Origin of the sequence: Oceanimonas sp. GK1 (assembly GCF_000243075.1) — a bacterium.
Classification (GTDB): domain Bacteria; phylum Pseudomonadota; class Gammaproteobacteria; order Enterobacterales; family Aeromonadaceae; genus Oceanimonas.
Genome location: NC_016745.1, coordinates 423,069 through 441,526 on the forward strand (window position 1 = coordinate 423,069; position 18,458 = coordinate 441,526).

An 18,458-nucleotide genomic window follows, 5' to 3' on the forward strand; every position below is an offset into this window, starting at 1 on the left:
CCCGGGTTGCGGCAAGGGTGCCATGCTGAGCGAATAACCAGCGGGCCCTGTTCAGGATCCGCCACAGGGAGGAAGACGGAATGACCAGCCCTCAAGCGGCATTGCGCACCACCCTGGCCGAGGCCTTTCGGGCCTTTATCGAGCCGGAGTACGTGATCAGCGACGCCGAAACCCAGAAACCCTATGAATGCGACGGCCTCTCCATGTATTGCGAGATGCCCATGCTGGTGGTGCTGCCGGGCACGGTGGAAGAGGTGCAGCAAGTGCTGCGGCTGTGTCACCAGCATCGCGTGCCGGTGGTGGCCCGGGGCGCCGGCACCGGCCTGTGCGCCGGCGCCATGCCCAGCAACGACGGCGTGCTGCTGTCGATGGCCCGCTTCAAATACATTCTCGACATAGATCCGCTGACCCGCACCGCCCGGTTGCAGCCCGGGGTGCGCAACCTGGCCATCAGCGAGGCGGCAGCCCCTTACGGCCTCTATTACGGGCCGGATCCGTCCTCCCAGATCGCCTGCACCATAGGCGGCAATGTGGCGGAAAACTCCGGCGGTGTGCACTGCCTCAAATACGGCCTGACGGTGCACAACCTGCAAAAGGTGGAGCTGCTCACGGTGGCAGGGGAGAAACTGGTGTTTGGCAGTGACGGCCTCGACAGCCAGGGGCCGGATCTGCTGGCGCTGCTCACCGGCTCCGAGGGCCTGCTCGGCATCATCACTGAAGTGACGGTGCGGTTGCTGCCGATACCGGAAAAGGCCCAGGTGGTGATGGCAGCCTTTGAACGGGTGCAGCAGGCTGGCGATGCGGTGGGCGCGGTGATCGCCGAGGGCATTATTCCCGCCGGGCTGGAAATGATGGACAGCCACGCCATCGTCGCCGCCGAGGCCTTTGCCCGGGCCGGCTACCCCACCGACGCCAAGGCCCTGCTGCTGTGCGAGCTGGACGGCACCGAAGAGGAAGTGGGCGAATATATCGCCCGGGTTGAGGCCATTTTTCGCGAGCAAGGGGCGACCCATGTTCGCGTGTCCCAGAGCGAGGCAGAGCGGGCGCTGTTGTGGAAGGGGCGCAAGTCGGCCTTTCCCGCCGTGGGGCGGATTTCCCCCGACTACTACTGCATGGACGGCACCATCCCCAGAGGCCAACTGGCCCATGTGCTGACCGAGATGCAGCGCATGTCGGAGCACTACGGCCTGCGGGTGGCCAACGTATTTCATGCCGGCGACGGCAACCTGCACCCGCTGATTTTGTTCGACGCCAACGTGCCCGGCGAGTTTGAAAAAACCGAGGAATTCGGCGGCAAAATCCTGGAGCTGTGCGTGGCCGTGGGCGGCTGTATCACCGGCGAGCACGGCGTCGGCATCGAGAAAATCCGGCAGATGCGGGTGCAGTTCAGTGAACAGGAGCTGATTCAGTTTCACGCCATCAAGGCGGCCTTCGACCCCCTCGGCACCCTGAACCCGGGCAAGGGCATTCCCCTGCTCAAACACTGCCAGGAATACCGCGCCCTCGATCACAAGGAGGCCCGCTGATGACGGATTTGACTTCATCCCTGCTGGAACAAGTGCAACAGGCCCGGGCCGACGGCACGCCGCTGCAAATCATCGGCGGCAACAGCAAGGCCTTTATGGGCAGACCCCCCGCGGGCGAGCCGTTATCGCTTTCCGGCCACAGCGGCATCGTCAGTTACCAGCCGGTGGAGCTGGTGCTGACCGCCCGGGCCGGCACATCCGTGGCCGAGGTGCAGGCCACCCTGGCCGAACGGGGCCAGATGCTGGCCTGCGATCCGCCCTTGTTTGACGGCAGGGCGACCCTGGGCGGCACCCTGGCCTGCCACCTGTCCGGCCCGGGCCGGCCCTGGAGCGGCTCCATCCGGGATCAGTTGCTGGGGCTGCGGCTCATCAACGGCCGGGGCGAACACCTGCGCTTTGGCGGCCAGGTCATGAAGAACGTGGCCGGCTACGACGTGTCCCGGTTGCAGGCGGGCGCCATGGGTACGCTCGGAGTGATCACCGAACTCAGCCTCAAGGTGATGCCGGTGCCGGACTGCACCCTGACCCTGGTGCGCGAACTGGACGCCGCCGCCGCCCTCACCGAAATGAACCGGCTGGCGGGCCAGCCCCGGCCGCTCACCGCCGCCTGCTGGCTGGACAACCGCCTCTATCTGCGGCTGTCCGGCGCCGCCAGCGCGGTGCAGGGCACCACGCACGTGTGGCCGGGCGAGGTGCTGGAAGACGGCGATGCCTTCTGGCGGGATCTGCGCGAGCAGCGACTGGCGTATTTTGACGGTAACGCGCCGCTGTGGCGCTTTTCGGTGAAATCCACCGCCGCCCATGCCCTGCCCGATGCGCCCTGGCTGCTCGACTGGGGCGGCAGCCAGCGCTGGCTGCGGGGCGAATTCGACCAGCCTGAACTGGAAGCCCTTGCCGAAGCCGCCGGCGGTCAGGTGGCCCTGTACCGGGGCGGTGACCGCAACGGCGAGGTGCTGCATACCCTGCCGGCTCCCATGCAGGCCCTGCAGCGCCGGCTCAAGGCGGCGCTGGATCCGGACGGCCTGTTCAACCCGGGCCGCCTCTACGGCTGGTTGTAAAGGACGACATCATGCGTACAGACATTCATGTGAAATACCTGGATCACCCCGACATTGAAGAAGCCGAGTCCATTCTGCGCAGCTGCGTGCACTGCGGTTTCTGCACCGCCACCTGCCCCACCTATCAGCAACTGGGGGACGAACGGGACGGTCCGCGCGGACGCATTTATCTGATCAAGCAGATGCTGGAAAGCGGCGAGATCAGCGACAAATCCCAGACCCACCTGGATCGCTGCCTGACCTGCCGCAGCTGCGAAACCACCTGCCCGTCCGGCGTGCGTTACGGCCGGCTGGCGGACATAGGCCGGGGCATCATGGAGCAGCAGCTGCCGCGCTCACCGGGCCAGCGCCTGCTGCGCTGGCTGCTGCGTAAGGTGCTGCCGTTTCCGGCCCGGCTGCGCCCGCTGCTGGTGCTGGGACGTATCGGCCAGCCCTTGCTGCCAAAGGCGCTGGCCGCCAAGGTGCCCACCGCACAACCGGCCGGTATCCTGCCCGACCGTGATCACCCGCGGGTGATGCTGGCACTGGGCGGCTGCGCCCAGGCGGCGGCCACCCCCAATACCAATGCGGCGGCGGCCCGGGTACTGGACCGGCTTGGCATTCACCTGCGGCAGGCCCCCGAGGCCGGCTGCTGCGGCGCGGTCAGCTATCACCTCTCGGCCCATGAGGAAGGGCTAGATTTCATGCGTCGCAACATCGACGCCTGGTGGCCCGATATTCAGGCCGGCGCCGAGGCTGTGGTGATCAGCGCCTCCGGCTGCGGCGCCATGGTCAAGGAGTACGGCGACCGGCTGGCTCAGGATCCGGCCTACGCCGCCAAGGCGCGCCGGGTCAGTGAATTGGCCCGGGATCTGAGCGAGGTGCTGGGGCAGGAAGATCTCGGCAAACTGCAACTGGCCGATAAAGGCCGCAGAACCGCGGTGCACTGCCCCTGCACCCTGCAACACGCCCTTGGCCTCGGCGGCCAGGTCGAGACCATATTACGCCGGGCGGGGCTGGAGCTGGCCCCGGTGCGGGACGGCCATCTGTGCTGCGGCTCGGCGGGCACCTATTCGGTGTTGCAGCCGGAGCTCAGCCAGCAGTTACTCGGCAACAAGCTGGCGGCCCTGACCGAGGGCAACCCCGAGCAGATCGTCACCGCCAACGTCGGTTGCCAGCTGCACCTGGCCAGCAAATCGACGGTGCCGGTGAAGCACTGGATTGAGCTGCTCGACCCCGGCGCCTGAGCGGAGCCGTCAGAAGTAATGCCTGATCTCCATATAGCGGGCGCGAATATGTTCGATCAGCAGTTTGATTTTGCGGGGCGGCTGGCGGTTGTAGGGGTAAACCGCGTAAATGCCGAGCACCTTGCCCACCCGGTTGGGCAGCAGCTCCACCAGCCGGCCGGCCTGCAGATCCGGATAGACCAGGCAGCGGGGCACATAGGCCAGGCCATGGCCGGCCAGGGCCGCCTTGCGCAGGGCGGCGGCGTTGTCGGTGGAAAAGTTGCCGCTCACCCGCAGCGAATAGGTCTCACCAAAGCGGCTGAACAGCCAGTCCCGGGCGCCGCTTTCCTGATAGCTGTAAATCAGACAGTTATGCTGCAGCAGGTCTTCCGGCACCTGGGGTTTGCCGTGACGGCTGAGGTAGGCGGGGGCGGCACAGATGGTCCAGCGAGAGTCCAGAATATGGCGGGCAATCAGGGTGGAGTCTTCCAGATGACCGGTGCGGATCACCAGGTCATAGCCCTCGCCCACCAGATCCACAAAGCGGTTTTCCAGGGACATGTCGACGCTGATAGCCGGATGCAGTTCACAAAATTGCGCCACCGCCTCCGCCAGCAGCAACTCCCCGGAAATGGTGGGCACCGACATGCGAATGTGCCCCTGCAGGGTATCGCTGTAGCCGGTCACCGCATCAAAGGCCTCCTGGGCCGCCTGCGCCACCGCCTGCGCATGCTCAAACAACACCCGTCCCGCTTCGGTCAGGGTCAGGCGCCGCGTGGTGCGGTGGATCAGGGTGCTGCCCAGCTCGGCTTCCAGCCGGGCAATGCGCTTGCTCACCACCGAATTGGTCAGACCATGGGCGTCGGCGGCCTTGCTGAAGGAGCCCAGCTCAATGACCTGGGCAAACAGAATGAGATCGTCGGTTCTCGGCATCATTTAACCAGTTTTGGAAACAATGGATTTCATTAAGTCTATATATCCACAAAAAACAAGGGATTAAAGTTTACATTCGTTTAACACCCCTGGTGCCATCGTACTCTACATTATTAAGGATACGGGTGGAGAGGCTGCCGCCCAAGACAAGGTGACAAGGATAAACACTCATGATGAATGATACTCTGCTGGCATTGCTGGCCTTTTCGCCCATACTGCTCGCCGCCGTGCTGCTGGTGGGCCTGCAGTGGCCCGCCAAGCGCGCTATGCCGCTGGCCTTTATTCTGACCGTGGTGGTGGCGCTGTGGATCTGGGACATGACCGGCACCCGTGTGCTGGCCTCCACCCTGCAGGGGCTGGTGATTTCCGTCTCGCTGCTGTGGATCATCTTCGGCGCCATTTTGCTGCTCAACACCCTCAAGCACACCGGCGCCATTACCACCATTCGCAACGGCTTTACCGCCATCAGCCCGGATCGGCGCATTCAGGCCATTATCGTGGCCTGGTGCTTTGGCTGCTTTATTGAAGGCGCCTCCGGCTTCGGCACCCCCGCCGCCGTGGCGGCACCCCTGATGGTGGCGCTGGGCTTTCCGGCCCTGGGCGCGGTGCTGATGGGCATGATGATCCAGAGCACCCCGGTGTCCTTCGGCGCCGTGGGCACCCCCATTATTGTGGGCGTGACCACCGGCCTCGACAATGCCGCCATCAACACCACCCTGACCGCCGCCGGCTCCGGCTGGCCGGCTTACCTGCAAACGGTCACCAGCAACGTGGCCATTACCCACGCCATTGTCGGCATTCTGATGCCGCTGTTCATGTGCATGATGCTGACCCGCTTTTTCGGCAAGGAAAAAAGCTGGAAGCGTGGCCTGGAAATTCTGCCCTTTGCCATTTTCGCGGGCCTCGCCTTTACCATTCCCTATGCCCTCACCGGCGTGTTTCTCGGCCCCGAATTTCCGTCCCTGATCGGCGGCCTGGTGGGGCTGGCCGTGGTGGTCACCGCCGCCCGCAAAGGCTTTCTGGTGCCCAAGCACACCTTTGATTTTCCCGATGAGCAGGACTGGCCGGCCGAGTGGCTGGGCTCGCTGGCGATTCACAAGGAAGACCTGACCAAAAAACCCATCAGCCTAGGCCTGGCCTGGTTCCCCTACCTGCTGCTGCCGGTACTGCTGGTGCTGAGCCGTACCAGCGACAGCTTCAAGGGCCTGCTCACCGGCTGGAACATTGCCTTCAACAACCTGCTGGGCGAGGCAGGGATCAGCGCCGGCATTCAGCCCCTGTATCTGCCCGGCGGCATTCTGGTGTTCGTGTCGCTGGTGGCGGTACTGAGCCAGACCCGTTCGCTCAAGGATCTGGGCCCGGCCATTCACGAGTCGAGCAAGACCCTGATCGGCGCCGGTTTTGTGCTGATGTTTACCGTGCCCATGGTGCGGATCTTCATCAACTCCGGCGTCAACGAAGCGGATCTGGCCAGCATGCCGGTCATGGCGGCCCGGGTGGCCGCAGATCAGGTGGGTGACTTTTTCCCGGCCATCAGCGGCGTGATCGGTGCCCTGGGCGCCTTTATTGCCGGCTCCAACACCGTGTCCAACATGATGTTTTCCCAGTTCCAGTTTGAAGTGGCCCAAACCCTGGGCGTGTCCACCGCCATGGTGGTGGCGCTGCAGGCGGTGGGGGCTGCCGCCGGCAACATGATCGCCATTCACAACGTGGTGGCGGCCTCGGCCACCGTCGGCCTGATGGGCCGGGAAGGCACCACGCTGCGCAAGACCGCCCTGCCCACCCTTTACTATCTGGTGGCCATCGGCGTGATTGGCATGATCGCCATCTACGGAATGGGCATCTCGGATCCGCTGTTACAGCTGTCCTGATGCCCTGCCGCCGCCGGTGCCCGCCGGCGGCGTTGTTGTAACCCTGACAGGAATTGCCTATGTCATCCGCTATTCGTCTCTATCCGTCCAGGCCCGACAAGGTCTATGTCTACGCCACCTGCCTGGTGGATTTGTTTTCGCCCCAAAGCGGGCTGGATGCCATTCGTCTGCTGGAGCTGGCCGGGGTCGAGGTGATCTACGTGCCCAAGCAAAGCTGCTGCGGCCAGCCCGCCTATTCCTCCGGTTACGATGACGACGCCCGCACCACGGCACTCAGCCAGATGGCCCTGTTTGCGGAGCCCTGGCCGGTGATCGTGCTGTCCGGCTCCTGCGGCGGCATGATGCACCATCACTATCGCCGGCTGTTCGCCGGCAGCGAGCACGAATCCCGCGTCAATGAATTCTGTGATCGGGTCTTTGAACTCACCGAGTTTCTGGTGCACGTCTGCCGCATTCGGCTGGAAGACAAGGGCCCCAGCACGTCGGTGGTGCTGCACACCTCCTGCGCCGCCCGCCGGGAAATGAAGGTACACGTCACCGCCCGCCAGCTGCTGGGCCAGCTGGACCAGGTGGAGCTGCGCGAGCAGGCCTACGAAAGCGAATGCTGTGGCTTTGGCGGCACCTTTGCGGTGCGCCACCCGGCCATCAGCGAGGCCATGGTGCAGGACAAGACTCAGCACCTGAGCGACACTCGGGCCGAACAGCTGATCAGCGCCGACTGGGGCTGCCTGCTCAATATCAACGGCGCCCTGGAATACCAGGGCCGCACCCTCAAGGGCATGCACCTGGCCAGCTTTCTGCTGAGCCGGCTGGAGGGACGTCATGCATAACCGGCCCCAACACTTTCACGCCCAGGCCGAAGCGGCCCTGGCCGACACCGAGCTGCGCGCCAACTTTCGCGGCGCCATGGACTACCTGCGCGACAAGCGTAAAACCGCCTTTGCCGACGCTGCTGAAGAAAGCGCTATTCGGGACAGGGCCGAAGCCATTCGCCAGCGCTGCCTGAGCAAACTGCCCGAGCTGCTGGAACGGCTGGAAAGCAACTGCATCGCCAACGGCATTCGCGTGCACTGGGCAGAGAACGCCGAGCAGGCCAACGCCATTTTTACCGACATTATTCAGTCCCATGGCGGCACCCTGGCGGTGAAGGGCAAGTCGATGGTGAGCGAGGAAATCGAGCTCAACGACGCCATGGCGAAAGAAGGCATCACCTGCCTGGAAAGCGACATGGGCGAATACATCGTCCAGCTTGGCCGGGAAACACCGTCCCACATCATCATGCCCGCCATTCACAAGAACAAACAGCAGGTGGCCGACCTGTTTGCCGAGCATGTACCCGGCTTTGAACACACCCTGGACGTGGACACCCTGATCCAGACCGGCCGCCGGGTGTTGCGGGAAAAATACCGCACCGCCGATGTGGGCGTGTCCGGGGTCAACTTTGCGGTGGCGGAAACCGGCACCCTCTGCCTGGTGGAAAACGAAGGCAACGGCCGCATGTGCACTACCGTGCCCGAGGTGCATATCGCCATTACCGGCATTGAAAAGGTGGTGGAATATCTGGCCGATGTACCACCACTGTTCAGCGCCCTCACCCGCTCTGCCACCGGACAGCTGATCACCACCTACTTCAACATGATCAGCGGCCCGCGCAAGGACGACGAGCTGGACGGCCCCAAGGAAGTGCACCTGGTGCTGCTCGACAACGGCCGCAGCCAGGCCTATGCCGACGAGGAGCTGCGCAAGACCCTGCAGTGCATTCGCTGCGGTGCCTGCATGAACCACTGCCCGGTCTACACCCGCATCGGCGGTCACGCCTACGGCACCGTCTACCCGGGCCCCATCGGCAAGATCATCTCACCCCATCTGATGGGCCTGGACGCCACGCAGGACTTGCCCACCGCCTCCAGCCTGTGCGGCGCCTGCGGCGAGGTGTGCCCGGTGCGCATTCCCATTCCTGAGCTGCTGCAGCGGCTGCGCCACGAAGCCAAGCAGGATCCGCGCCCCGGTGCACTGCCCCTGCGCGGCCAGAAGGCGGCGGCCAGCAACACCGAGGCCTTTGTCTGGCGCAGCTTTGCCCTGGCCACCCGCCAGCCGGCCCTGTACCGTATGCTGACCTGGTGCGCCACCCGGCTGCGCTGGCTGATGCCGAAAAAACTGGGCCCCTGGACCCGCTGCCGCACCGCACCCAGACCCGCCGCCAAAACTCTGCGTGAACTCATGGCCGAGAGGAAACAATAATGTCGACCGCCCGTACCGCCATTCTTGACCGGCTGCGCCGGGTCAATGCGCTGCCACTGAAAGCGTCGGAGCCGGATTACCCCATCTGGAACGATGCCGATCCCGACGCCATGCTGGCCCGGCTGACCGGCCTGCTGGAACAAAACCATGCCGAGGTACTGCGTCTGCCCCGTACCGCCCTGGTGACCACCCTGCGGGAGCGGCTGGCGCAGGCCGGCATCAAACGGGTGGCCACCGGCACCGGCGGCGAGTTTTTTGACGACATCACCCAGGCTCTGAACGGCACCGCCGAGCGGGTATGCTTTGACCGCCCGCTGGAAGAGTGGAAGGACACGCTGTTCAATGCCATTGATGCGGGCATCACCGGCTGCCACGGCGCCATTGCCGCCAGCGGCAGCCTGGTGCTGTGGCCGGGTCCGGAGGAGCCGCGCACCCTGTCGCTGGTGCCGCCCCATCACATTGCCATTCTGAAGGCGTCCACCCTGCATACCAACCTGCCGGCCATGATGACGGATGAGGGCTGGAGCCAGGGCATGCCCACCAACCTGCTGCTGGTGTCGGGGCCGTCCAAGACCGCCGACATCCAGCAAACCCTGGCCTACGGCGCCCATGGCCCCAGCGCCCTGACGGTGCTGATCCTGGAGGATGCCTGATGGAGGCCCGCTACCAGCGGCTGGCCGACGAGCTGGCCACCTTTCTGCCCAGTGAGCGCATCATCAGCGATCCGTCCCTGTGCCTGGCCTATGGCACCGACGCCAGCTTTTACCGGCTACTGCCCAAACTGGTGCTGCGCCTAGCCAGTAACGACGAAGTGGTGCGCGTACTGGCGGCCTGCCGGCAACACCGACTTCACTGCACCTTTCGCGCCGCCGGCACCAGCCTGTCGGGCCAGGCGGTGTCCGATTCGGTGCTGATCACCCTGACCGATGACTGGCGCGGCCACCGCATCGAGGACGAGGGCGGGCGCATTGCCCTGCAGCCCGGGGTGATCGGCGCCGACGCCAACCGCTACCTGGCGCCCTACGGCCGTAAAATCGGCCCAGATCCGGCCTCCATCAACAGCTGCAAGATCGGCGGCATCGCCGCCAACAATGCCTCCGGCATGTGCTGCGGTACCGCCCAGAACTCCTACCGCACCCTACACGGCCTTAAGCTGATACTGGCCGACGGCACGCAACTGGACACCGTGAATGCCGACAGCCGGGCCCGCTTTGCCGAGCAAAGGCCCGAGCTGCTGGCCGGCCTCAAGCAGCTGAGCGAGGAGGTGAAGGCCAACCCTGAGCTGAGCGAGCGCATTCGCCACAAGTACCGGCTGAAAAACACCACCGGCTACAGCCTGAACGCCCTGGTCGATTTTGACGACCCGTTCGACATGCTGGCCCACCTGATGATTGGCTCCGAAGGCACCCTCGGCTTTATGGCCGAGGTCAGCTACAACACCGTGCCCGATCACCCCTTCAAGGCCTCCTGCCTGCTGGTGTATGCGGACATCGAAACCACCTGCCGGGCGGTGACCGCCCTGGCCGAGACCCAGGTGGCGGCGGTGGAGCTGATGGACGGCCGGGCCCTGGCCTCCATCGCCGACAAGCCGGGCATGCCCGGATTTGTGGCCGAGCTGGATGGGGAAGCCGCCGCCCTGCTGGTGGAGGTGCACGGCGCCAGCGAGGCGGAGCTGCTGGACAAATGCGAGCAGGCCATGGCCGCGGTCACCCCCTTTGCACGCTGCAACGAAGTCGCCTTCACCCAGGACAAGGCCACCTGCGCCACCCTCTGGGGCATGCGCAAGGGCATGTTCCCGGCGGTGGGCGCGGTGCGCGAAACCGGCACCACCGTCATCATCGAGGACGTGGCCTTTCCGGTGGCAGAGCTGGCCCCGGCGGTGCGCAAGCTGACCGCCCTGTTCGAGCGCTTCGGCTACCATGAGGCCATCATTTTCGGCCATGCCCTGGCCGGCAACCTGCACTTTGTGTTTACCCAGGGGTTTGACTCCCAAGAAGAGCTGGATCGCTACGGCGGCTTTATGGACGCCGTGGCCCAGCTGGTGGCGGTGGACTATCAGGGTTCGCTCAAGGCCGAGCACGGCACCGGCCGCAACATGGCCCCCTATGTGGAGCTGGAATGGGGCAAGGACGGCTACGCCCTGATGCAGCGCATCAAGGCGTTATTCGACCCGGAAGGCCTGCTCAATCCCGGCGTTATCCTCAACGACGATCATCAGGCCCACCTGAAAGATCTCAAGCCCCTGCCCGCCGCCGACGCCATTGTCGACAAGTGCATTGAGTGCGGCTTTTGCGAGGCGGTGTGTCCGTCCCGGGATCTGAGCCTGACCCCGCGCCAGCGCATCGTGCTGTTTCGCGAGCTGAGCCGCCGGGCCGCCACCGGCGAGTACACCGACGACACCCTGCAAACCGTGTTCGATAAACAGGGGGTGGACACCTGCGCCGCCACCGGCCTGTGCGCCCAGCGATGCCCGGTGGGCATCAATACCGGCGATCTGGTGCGCCAGTTGCGCACCGCCCGTTACCAGAAATTCGAGCCCATCGCCCGCTGGACCGCGGATCACTTTACCGCCACCACCAAAGCCGTGGCGCTGGGGCTGAACACCGCAAATCTGGGCCGGCGGCTGCTCGGCGAACGCAACCTGAGCAAGCTCAACCGCGAACTGCGCAAAGTCAGCCACAACAAGGTGCCACTGTGGCTGCCGGAAACCCCGGCCGCCAACCCGCACCGGCCCAGGGCCGGCGGCACAGGTCCGGACAAGGTGGTGTATTTTCCGTCCTGCGCCAGCCGCACTCTTGGGGCTTCCCCCGGGGCAAAAGATGGCCGCTCCCTCACCGAGGTGACCCTGGCGGTGCTGGAGAAAGCAGGCTTTGAGGTGATAGTGCCGAAGGATCTGACCAGCCTGTGCTGCGGCATGCCCTATCAGAGCAAGGGCATGATGACCCTGGCCGACAACAAGGCCGCCGAGCTGGAGGCCCGGCTGTGGCAAGCCTCGGAGCAGGGCCGCTGGCCGGTGCTGATGGACACCAGCCCCTGCGCCAAACGCAGCCAGGAAACCGGTCGCCTGCCGCTCAGGGTGTTCGAGCCGGTGCAGTTTGTGCTGGAACAGGCGCTGGACCGGCTGACGCTGACCCCGGTAAAGGAAACCGTGATGCTTCACATCACCTGCAGCAGCCGGCGCATGGGGCTGGCCGACGCCATGCTGACCCTGGCCAACCGCTGCGCCGCCCGGGTGGTAGTGCCGGAGCACATCGAATGCTGCGGCTTTGCCGGCGACAAGGGCTTCACCACCCCCGAGCTCAACGCCTCGGCGCTGAAGCCACTGCGGGCCCAGGTGCCCGCCGATTGCCGCCGGGGCGTGAGCAACAGCCGCACCTGCGAGCTGGGCCTCAGCCATCACAGTGGCATCAACTACGAGTCCATCCTCTACCTGGTGGACGAAGCCAGCCGGTAAACAGGGGGGCTCGCCCCCCTTTTATTTATGCCAGCGTCACATCAGACAGGGGCACACAACAGCAGGCCAGTACCTTGCCGGCCGCCCGCTCCGCTGCCGGCAACGCCGGCGCCTCGGGCTGATGCACCTCGCCGGACAGCAAGGTCAGCTTGCAGCGCCCGCACAGGCCGGCCCGGCAGGAATAAGACAGGGGCAGGCCATGCTGTTCGGCCTGGGTGAGCAGGCTGTGCTGATTGTTGCCGGTAAAGCCCTGCTCACCGATACGTACCTGCAACGTTGCGGTTTCACGTGAAACCTCTGCTTCACGGGGAGCCGCTTCACCGAGATTCGGATACACCGGCGCCGTGGCATATTCCAGCACTTCCACCTGATCCCCTGCACGAATCTCCCCTTCGTTCAGTGCCACCAGGTTCTGGCCAAAATACACCTCGCCGTCTGCGCCCCGGCGGTACCGGGCTAGGGTGGCCAGCGGCTCCTTGTGGGCATGAAACCGCTCCGTGCCCGCCACTATGGTGGTCATGATGCAACGGCTGCAGGGCTTGGCCACCAGGAATTCCACCTCGCCCACACGGATACGACGCCAGCCATCTTCCTCGAATGGCCGCTGGCCGCGTACCACCAGGTTGGGCCGAAACCGGGCCATGTCGAGATCCAGGCCGGCGCGCCGGTTAAGATCTGCCAGCGATGCTTCGGAGATCAGCAACAACGGGTAGCCGTCGGCGAAACTCACGGCCGTGCCCAGTTTGCTGCGATAACGGTTGGACTTGTCCCCGAGCCACAGCAGTTGCACCGGTTCGCTCAGCACTCCACTGAACCAGGCGTCGTAATCCGGGTGAGTACCATAAGCGACAAAGTCATCGTCCCACACGCCGGTGCGCACCGGCTGCCGGGAAAACTGCCGGTGGCGCACCGACAACCGGCGCCCGGCGAACTCCAGCTCCAGGCCGCCGGCCACCGGGGTAACCACCACCCGCTGCAAGCGGGGATGGGTACGGGCGGTGACAAAGCTGCCGTCCGGTTTGGCCAGCATATAGCGGCGATCCCCCGCCAGCCCTTCTCGAGTAACCAGTGCCGACGTCAGGCTCAGACCGGCGGCAGACTTGAGTGGGTAGCCATGAATTCCCGTGATCGACACCATATTGTTTTACCTTTTTTAAAAGATGAAGTTTACAAACCAGGAGCGCGCGGTAAGGTCTGGCTTTAAGCTCTAAACAAAAGCCATAAAGGAAGTACAAATGTCTATTGAACGTCAGCAAACCGGACAGCGCATGAGCCGCATCGTCAAGCACAACGGCACCATCTACCTGTGCGGTCAGGTGTGCCAAGATGCCACTCAGGATATCACCGAACAGACCCGTACCATGCTGGACAAGGTGGACACCCTGTTGCAGGAAGCCGGATCCAGCCGGGAGCATATCCTCTCCGCCACCATCTACCTGAACACCATGGCCGACTTTGCCGCCATGAACGCGGTATGGGACGCCTGGGTGCCCGAGGGCCATGCCCCGGCCCGGGCCTGCGTGGAAGCCGCCATGGCCCGCCCCGAGCTGCTGGTGGAAATCTCGGTGATCGCCGCCGAGGCCTGAACAAGCTCCATCACGCCACGCTTACCACAAGGCCAGCCGATGTTATCAGGCTGGCCTTGTTATTTCTCCTCAGGTGCAGCGTCTCGGCAGCCTGGGCGGACCAAGCGCAAAGCATGCCGCCCTCCTGGTTGATTAATCCTCCATCAATTCCATTTGTCCTGCCGTTTCAAAAGCCTTGCTCAGCGCGCGACGGTCGTCGTGCTCTTCTCCATGGCGGTAATGCCATTTGTCTTTCCAGTGTTTACCAAAGAATTTGTTTTGCAAAAAACCGTCCAGTTTCGGAAAGAACAGGGTGACCTGTCCCACCAAGGGAGTGTCGGCCGAGGATCCGCCCACATACACGCGATAACGGCCGTTGGCCTCGTGCCAGTCGCCATTGGCCCAGTCCGTCAGATCATCGGGATTATCCGGCACAAAATAGGAAAACGGGTGGTTGGAAGCGCCGCCATCAACTTCTACGGTCACCCGCCGGCTCTCGCCCGGTGCCAGTAACACCTTTTCAAATCCCACCAGCCGCTTGGAGGGCTGTTCTGCCTCGCCGGGAAGCTGCAGATACACCTGAGAAGCCTCGGCCCCGGCCCTGTCGCCCACATTGGTGATGGTATAGCTCACTTTCAGCACGGGATGCTGCCGCGCCAGCATCAGCAGGGGGGAGTGAGGCTTGCCCTTGCCCGAGTGGCGCCAGCCCCTGCCGAACCAGTTCTCGGGATTGTATTCCTGCCGAAACGAGGTGCTGACATTCAGATCATCATACTCAAAACGGGTATAGGACAGACCGTATCCAAACGGGAACACCGGTGTGACGCCGTTGGCCTCATACCAGCGATAGCCCATTTGCAGGTTCTCGGTGTAATTGCTGATCAGCTGAGGCTCGGTCAAATCATCCCAGTCATCGACGTCAATACCGGGAAACCCCGGGCCACCGGGCTGACCGGTCTCTTCACGGGTACCCGGATATTGTGCCTCGGTCTCAAACGCCGCTTCACGATCCGTGTTGGGAAAGGTCACCGGCAGCTTGCCCGACGGGTTGATTTTACCGAACAGAATGTCAGCCAGAACAGCGCCGTCTTCCTGACCGGGGAACCAGGCCGCGATCAGCGCGGCAATGTCATTCAGCCAGGGATCCATCAGCACGCCGGCACCGCTGTACAGCACCACGGCGGTCTTGTTGCCGAAACCGGCATCGACCATGGCCTGAACCAGATCATCCTGGAACACACAGTTTTCAGACAATCCGGGCTCGCCGTCGGGACAGTACACGTCCTCGGCATTGGTACAGAATTCCTCGTAACCCTCCTCATCATCAAACAGGCAAATGGCGGGCAAGCGCAGGTGCAGCAAATCCCGAGTCTCGCGGGGGGTTGTCCCTACCAGCAGCAGGACCACATCGGCCTCTGCCGCCGCTGCCAGGGCTGTGCCTATATCGGCACCATTGTGATAGCTCACGGTGGCACCATAACTCTCCAGACCTTCCTGGGGAGACACGGTGAACGAGGGGATCACCGCCGTCAGCTCCCGGGGGTCACCATTACGGGGCGGAATGGTGGCCGAGCCCGCAAACCAGGGATGGCCAATCAGGGCGATATTGAGCGGCTCCGTGGTCAGTGGCAACAAATCCCCCTCGTTCCTGAGCAGGGTAATGCCCGCTTCGGCCAGGGCCCGAGCCTTGCGGGCGTTTTCGGCCCTGTCTATCTCGGGCTCCTCATCTATGTTGATGATGGTCTCAAAGAGGTCGTCAAACTGGCCGAATTCATGCATTTTGCTGTAGCGGGGCCTGAGCACGGCATCGATGTCTGCCTCCGTAATTTCGCCGTTATCAAGGGCTGCCTGAATATTGTCGGCAGAGTAGAACTTGGGCCGAAAGTCCAGCTCCCAACCCACCCCCGCCAGCAGGGCCTCGCTGGTGGCGTGCATGGCGCGCCGATCACTTTCAATCCAGCCCTTGAAGCCCCAGCGCTCACGCAGGGTCTTGACCAGAACGTCTCCGTTGTTGCAGATATGGGCGGTGTCATTCAGGTAAGGAAAGGCACACATGATGGTGGCGGCATTTCCGTCCTTGACTGCCATTTCAAAGGGCAACAGATAGAGCTCGTGCATCGCCCGGCTGGGAATACGTACCCCCGCCGTCCAGCGTTCGCGTTGAAACTCATGCTCGTTGCCGACGAAATGCTTGGGCTGGGCCTGCACCCCCTGAGACTGAATACCACGGACCTGAGCGGCGCCTATCACCCCCGCCAGATAGGGGTCCTCCCCCGCATATTCCTGGGCACGGCCGGCATAGGGCGAGCGGATCAGGTTCAGTGCCGGTCCCAGCAGCACCTGGTGGGCAAAGGAAAAGGTCTCTATGCCCACCACCTCGCCCCAGTCCTCCACCAGTTCAGGATCAAAACTGGCCACGGCCAGGGTCATGGAGGGGCCGCCGGTCATGACCGGCTCGCTGGTGCAGGAGCCACCGCGAACACCGTTACCGCCGTTGATTTCACGAATGGTAGGAATACCCAGACTGGGAATACCGGTAATGCTTCGCCCCACCACCGAGAAGTCACACTCCCGCAGGCTTTTATTGTTCCCACCGAGGTATTGGCCTGTGGGCACGGCCGACGCTTCGGGCAGGTTACCGATCTGCTGGATTTTTTCTTCTAGGCTCATCTGCGACAGAAGGCTGTCAGCAAATTCCTCGTGAGGAGTGGCGGCCGCCAGGCCAAAGGACAGGACCGCGGTCAACAGCACGGGCATACCCGTGCCTGCACGGCCTGTAATATTTGGAATAATCATCGTCATGTCTCCCATATACAGCTTGGGGCATATCTGACGATTCCTTGTCTAAATTGAAGAAGAGGGGCTACTTCGGCAGCGAGTGCAGCGCGATGCACGGAATAAAAAGAGTAATGCCACTGTACCGGGAAAGACCAGGCTGTCCCGATCCCGAAGCAAAACTGGCCAGAGACCTCCCCTGGCCAGCCAGTAAACACAGTAACAAGCATAGTTGCCGAACGTCGTGGTGACTAAAAAACAGCCAGCCTGGTCAAGCAAAAAACTGTCTGCCGGCAATACAAAAAATAAAAGCCCGGTCTGCCGGGCCTTTAGACGTTATTCAGACGGGATTGGCGGTTACACCACGCCCTGCTCGATCATGGCGTCGGCCACCTTGCGGAAACCGGCGATGTTGGCGCCCAGCACCAGGTTGTGGGGCTCGCCGAACTCGGCGGCGGTTTCGCTGGCGCTCAGGAAGATGTTCTTCATGATCACTTTCAGCTTCTCGTCCACTTCCTCAAAGCTCCAGCGCTGCATGCTGGCGTTCTGGGCCATTTCCAGCTGGCTGGTGGCCACACCGCCGGCATTGGCGGCCTTGCCCGGACCGTAGCTGATCTTGGCATCCAGGAACACTTCCACGGCGTCCTGGGTGGAGGGCATGTTGGCGCCTTCGGAAACTCCAATCACGCCATTGGCGATCAGCGCCTTGGCATCGGCTTCGGACAGCTCGTTCTGGGTAGCACAGGGGAAAGCCAGCTGGGCCGGAATACGCCATACCGCGTTGCCATCGGCCGGGTAGTCGGCGGCGGGAATGAACTTGGCTTCCGGGTGGGCGGTCACGTACTCGTCCAGACGGACCTTGCGCACTTCCTTGAGCTCCTTCAGGGTCTCCAGGTTGATGCCGGTTTCGTGGTAAATGGTGCCGCTGGAGTCGGAGCAGGTCACCGGAATGGCGCCCAGCTGGTACAGCTTCTCGATGGTGTAGATGGCCACGTTACCGGCACCGGACACCAGGCAGCGCTTGCCGGCCAGGGTGTCGCCCTTGGCTTCCAGCATGTACTGGGCGAAGTAAACGCAACCGTAACCGGTGGCTTCCTTGCGCACCAGGGAACCGCCCCACAGCAGGCTCTTGCCGGTGAACACGCCGTCGTAGTTGCCGGTCAGGCGCTTGTACTGGCCAAACATGTAGCCGATTTCCCGGGCGCCCACGCCGATGTCGCCGGCGGGCACGTCGGTGGTCGGGCCGATGTGACGGTACAGTTCATTGATGAAGGACTGGCAGAAACGCATGATTTCGCCGTCGGACTTGCCTTTGGGATCGAAGTTGGCGCCACCCTTGCCGCCGCCGATAGGCAGGCCGGTGAGGGCGTTTTTGAAGATCTGCTCAAAGCCCAGGAATTTGATGATGCCGGCGTTCACGCTGGGGTGAAAGCGCAGGCCGCCCTTGTAGGGACCCAGGGCAGAGTTGAACTCGATGCGGTAGCCCTTGTTCACCTGCACATTACCCTGATCGTCCACCCAGGGTACCCGGAACATGATCTGACGCTCGGGCTCGACCATGCGCTCGATGATGGCGTGCTTCTTGTACTTCTCGTTGGTTTCGAGAATGGGCTGCAGGGAGTCGAGCACTTCCTCTACCGCCTGGTAGAACTCTGCTTGTGCCGGGCTGGTCTTCTGCAGTTTGACAATGGTGTCATGAATATACGTCACGATGTCTTCCTTGTTATTGTTTCTAAACCTTTACTGGGGATACATCTTTAAGAGACCCCGCACTATTGAAATATGGCGCCGCTCTCGGGTCAATGACTAATTTTCAAATACATATACTAA

13 protein-coding genes are annotated in these 18,458 nt (G+C 63.2%); 9 read left to right on the plus strand and 4 right to left on the minus strand.

Going from position 1 to position 18,458, the window contains the following annotated elements; genetic code table 11:
• Positions 1-80: 80 nt before the first annotated feature.
• The 3 genes from GU3_RS02085 to glcF are packed head-to-tail and all read left to right on the plus strand — an operon-like array spanning position 81 to position 3,810.
• Positions 81-1,526 (plus strand): FAD-linked oxidase C-terminal domain-containing protein, encoded by a 1,446-nt coding sequence (locus tag GU3_RS02085; protein ID WP_014290904.1) that lies wholly within the window; start codon positions 81-83, stop codon positions 1,524-1,526.
• Entirely contained in the window at positions 1,526-2,584 is a 1,059-nt protein-coding gene (glcE, locus tag GU3_RS02090) for a glycolate oxidase subunit GlcE (RefSeq protein WP_014290905.1), read from the plus strand. The genes GU3_RS02085 and glcE overlap by 1 nt, the downstream gene beginning before the upstream one ends.
• A gap of 11 nt (positions 2,585-2,595) precedes the next feature.
• Positions 2,596-3,810 (plus strand): glycolate oxidase subunit GlcF, encoded by a 1,215-nt coding sequence (gene glcF / locus GU3_RS02095; RefSeq protein WP_014290906.1) that lies wholly within the window; start codon positions 2,596-2,598, stop codon positions 3,808-3,810.
• Between the two features lie 9 nt (positions 3,811-3,819).
• Here glcF and GU3_RS02100 read toward each other — a convergent pair whose 3' ends face one another.
• Positions 3,820-4,725: a LysR family transcriptional regulator gene (locus tag GU3_RS02100; RefSeq protein WP_014290907.1), complete on the minus strand. Its 906-nt coding sequence runs from the start codon at positions 4,723-4,725 to the stop codon at positions 3,820-3,822.
• Positions 4,726-4,895: 170 nt separating this feature from the next.
• On the opposite strand from GU3_RS02100, the gene GU3_RS02105 reads away from it, so the two are divergent.
• Genes GU3_RS02105 through GU3_RS02125 form a run of 5 tightly spaced genes read left to right on the plus strand, consistent with a single transcriptional unit; the run spans position 4,896 to position 12,288 of the window.
• Complete coding sequence (locus tag GU3_RS02105; RefSeq protein ID WP_014290908.1) at positions 4,896-6,593, plus strand: L-lactate permease; 1,698 nt, start codon at positions 4,896-4,898, stop codon at positions 6,591-6,593.
• 59 nt (positions 6,594-6,652) lie between these two features.
• Positions 6,653-7,423, plus strand: a complete 771-nt coding sequence (locus GU3_RS02110; protein WP_014290909.1) for a (Fe-S)-binding protein — start codon at positions 6,653-6,655, stop codon at positions 7,421-7,423.
• Positions 7,416-8,834: a LutB/LldF family L-lactate oxidation iron-sulfur protein gene (locus tag GU3_RS02115; protein ID WP_014290910.1), complete on the plus strand. Its 1,419-nt coding sequence runs from the start codon at positions 7,416-7,418 to the stop codon at positions 8,832-8,834. The genes GU3_RS02110 and GU3_RS02115 overlap by 8 nt, the downstream gene beginning before the upstream one ends.
• On the plus strand, positions 8,834-9,487 hold the full coding sequence (locus tag GU3_RS02120) for a lactate utilization protein C (RefSeq protein WP_014290911.1): 654 nt from the start codon (positions 8,834-8,836) through the stop codon (positions 9,485-9,487). The genes GU3_RS02115 and GU3_RS02120 overlap by 1 nt, the downstream gene beginning before the upstream one ends.
• A complete protein-coding gene (locus GU3_RS02125; protein ID WP_014290912.1) occupies positions 9,487-12,288 on the plus strand; it encodes an FAD-binding and (Fe-S)-binding domain-containing protein in 2,802 nt (933 codons plus the stop codon). The genes GU3_RS02120 and GU3_RS02125 overlap by 1 nt, the downstream gene beginning before the upstream one ends.
• 25 nt (positions 12,289-12,313) lie before the next feature.
• Here GU3_RS02125 and GU3_RS02130 read toward each other — a convergent pair whose 3' ends face one another.
• Positions 12,314-13,426, minus strand: coding sequence for a YcbX family protein (locus tag GU3_RS02130; protein WP_014290913.1), 1,113 nt, complete (start codon positions 13,424-13,426; stop codon positions 12,314-12,316).
• A gap of 97 nt (positions 13,427-13,523) precedes the next feature.
• Here GU3_RS02130 and GU3_RS02135 point away from each other — a divergent pair, with 97 nt between their 5' ends.
• Complete coding sequence (locus tag GU3_RS02135) at positions 13,524-13,874, plus strand: RidA family protein (protein ID WP_014290914.1); 351 nt, start codon at positions 13,524-13,526, stop codon at positions 13,872-13,874.
• 132 nt (positions 13,875-14,006) lie between these two features.
• Here the strand turns inward: GU3_RS02135 and GU3_RS02140 are convergent, their stop codons facing one another.
• Both GU3_RS02140 and gdhA read right to left on the minus strand, forming a co-directional pair.
• Positions 14,007-16,610: a glycoside hydrolase family 3 protein gene (locus tag GU3_RS02140; RefSeq protein ID WP_014290915.1), complete on the minus strand. Its 2,604-nt coding sequence runs from the start codon at positions 16,608-16,610 to the stop codon at positions 14,007-14,009.
• 375 nt (positions 16,611-16,985) lie between these two features.
• Complete coding sequence (gene gdhA, locus GU3_RS02145) at positions 16,986-18,338, minus strand: NADP-specific glutamate dehydrogenase (RefSeq protein ID WP_014290916.1); 1,353 nt, start codon at positions 18,336-18,338, stop codon at positions 16,986-16,988.
• Positions 18,339-18,458: the final 120 nt, after the last annotated feature.

What these genes read in the sequence shown, in the direction of transcription:
- GU3_RS02085 (WP_014290904.1), top strand. Translation starts at nt 81, where the DNA reads ATGACCAGCCCTCAAGCGGCATTGCGCACCACCCTGGCCGAGGCCTTT.
- glcE (WP_014290905.1), top strand. Translation starts at nt 1,526, where the DNA reads ATGACGGATTTGACTTCATCCCTGCTGGAACAAGTGCAACAGGCCCGG.
- glcF (WP_014290906.1), top strand. Translation starts at nt 2,596, where the DNA reads ATGCGTACAGACATTCATGTGAAATACCTGGATCACCCCGACATTGAA.
- GU3_RS02100 (WP_014290907.1), bottom strand. Translation starts at nt 4,725, where the DNA reads ATGATGCCGAGAACCGACGATCTCATTCTGTTTGCCCAGGTCATTGAG.
- GU3_RS02105 (WP_014290908.1), top strand. Translation starts at nt 4,896, where the DNA reads ATGAATGATACTCTGCTGGCATTGCTGGCCTTTTCGCCCATACTGCTC.
- GU3_RS02110 (WP_014290909.1), top strand. Translation starts at nt 6,653, where the DNA reads ATGTCATCCGCTATTCGTCTCTATCCGTCCAGGCCCGACAAGGTCTAT.
- GU3_RS02115 (WP_014290910.1), top strand. Translation starts at nt 7,416, where the DNA reads ATGCATAACCGGCCCCAACACTTTCACGCCCAGGCCGAAGCGGCCCTG.
- GU3_RS02120 (WP_014290911.1), top strand. Translation starts at nt 8,834, where the DNA reads ATGTCGACCGCCCGTACCGCCATTCTTGACCGGCTGCGCCGGGTCAAT.
- GU3_RS02125 (WP_014290912.1), top strand. Translation starts at nt 9,487, where the DNA reads ATGGAGGCCCGCTACCAGCGGCTGGCCGACGAGCTGGCCACCTTTCTG.
- GU3_RS02130 (WP_014290913.1), bottom strand. Translation starts at nt 13,426, where the DNA reads ATGGTGTCGATCACGGGAATTCATGGCTACCCACTCAAGTCTGCCGCC.
- GU3_RS02135 (WP_014290914.1), top strand. Translation starts at nt 13,524, where the DNA reads ATGTCTATTGAACGTCAGCAAACCGGACAGCGCATGAGCCGCATCGTC.
- GU3_RS02140 (WP_014290915.1), bottom strand. Translation starts at nt 16,610, where the DNA reads ATGCCCGTGCTGTTGACCGCGGTCCTGTCCTTTGGCCTGGCGGCCGCC.